The organism is Streptomyces sp. TAA486 (assembly GCF_000426165.1).
The window spans coordinates 1-1,362 of record NZ_AUEV01000034.1; the positions used below are offsets into that span (position 1 = coordinate 1).

Genomic DNA, 1,362 nt, shown 5'->3' on the forward strand with positions numbered 1-1,362 from the left:
GACACCGGGAACCACGGCGTCACCGCCACCTACAACGGCGACGCCGGCTTCAGCACCTCCACCGGCACCGACACCCACACCGTCAACCGGGCCGGCACCGCCACGGCAGTGGACTCCTCGCCCGATCCCTCAGTGCCGGGTCAGGAAGTCACCTTCACCGCCACGGTCACCGCGGTTCCACCGGGCGCGGGAGTACCGACGGGCGACGTCGTCTTCACCGTCGACAGCGGCCCCGTACTCACCGGCACGCTGATGGATGGTGTGGCCGTCGTCGCCACCAGCGCACTCTCCGCGGGTCCGCACATCGTCACCGCCGCCTACCAGGGAAGTGCCGAGTTCGCACCCTCCACCGGCACCGGTACCCACACCGTCAACGGCGCTTCGACAACGACGACGGTCACCTCCTCGCCCGATCCGTCCGTCTACGGGCAAGCGGTCTCCTTCACCGCGGTGGTCACTGCGGTGGCTCCGGCGACGGGTGTCCCGACAGGCATGGTCACCTTCGACCTCGGCGGCGACCCGGTCACGGCGGCCCTGGACTCCAACGGTGTTGCGCGCGTCACCAACAGTGGGCTCCACGCTGGGAGTTACACCATCACCGCCACCTATGGCGGCGACAGCGACTTCAACCCGTCCACGGGATCCGACACCCAGACCGTCGACCGGGCACCGACGACCACTGTGGCTGCCTCTCTTCCCGACCCATCGGTGTCAGGGCAGCCGGTCGCCTTCACCGCCACCGTCACGGCGATGCCGCCCGGTGCGGGTACACCGACCGGTTCCGTCACGTTCACCGAGAGCGGTGGCGGCACCGCCACCGTCCCGCTGGACGCGTCCGGCGTCGCCACGATCACCACGGACGCCCTTACCCCTGGGACCTACAGCGGCACGGCCACTTACGACGGCGACGCCGACTTCGCCCCCTCCGCGGGCAGCGAAACCCACGTCGTGACTCCCGCTGACACGACCACGACGGTCACCTCCTCACCGGATCCTTCGGTGTCCGGGCAGGTGGTGAGTCTCACCGCTGAGGTGACTCCCGTCGCACCGGGTGCGGGTACTCCGGCCGGCACGGTCACCTTCACCATCGACGGAACCACCACCCTCACCGGAACGCTCGTCGACGGCCTCGCGACAGTCAGCATCGGCACCATGGCTCCGGGCGTGCACGCCATTGCGGCCACATACGCAGGCACAGGCGATCCCCGCTTCAACGCCTCCACGGGCACTGACACCCTTACGGTCGACCAGGCGGCGACCACCACCTCCGTCGCCTCCACCCCGGATCCGTCGGTCTTCGGGCAGCCGGTCACCTTCACCGCCGCGGTCGTGCCGGTCGGGCCGGGCGCCGGAACACCCACC

The 1,362-nt window shown here is 70.0% G+C and carries 1 protein-coding gene; it reads left to right on the top strand.

The genetic code is table 11. From position 1 onward, the window contains the following. The coding region (locus I004_RS36545) for an Ig-like domain-containing protein (protein WP_028438157.1) at window positions 1–1,362 on the top strand (1,362 nt) is incomplete at both ends.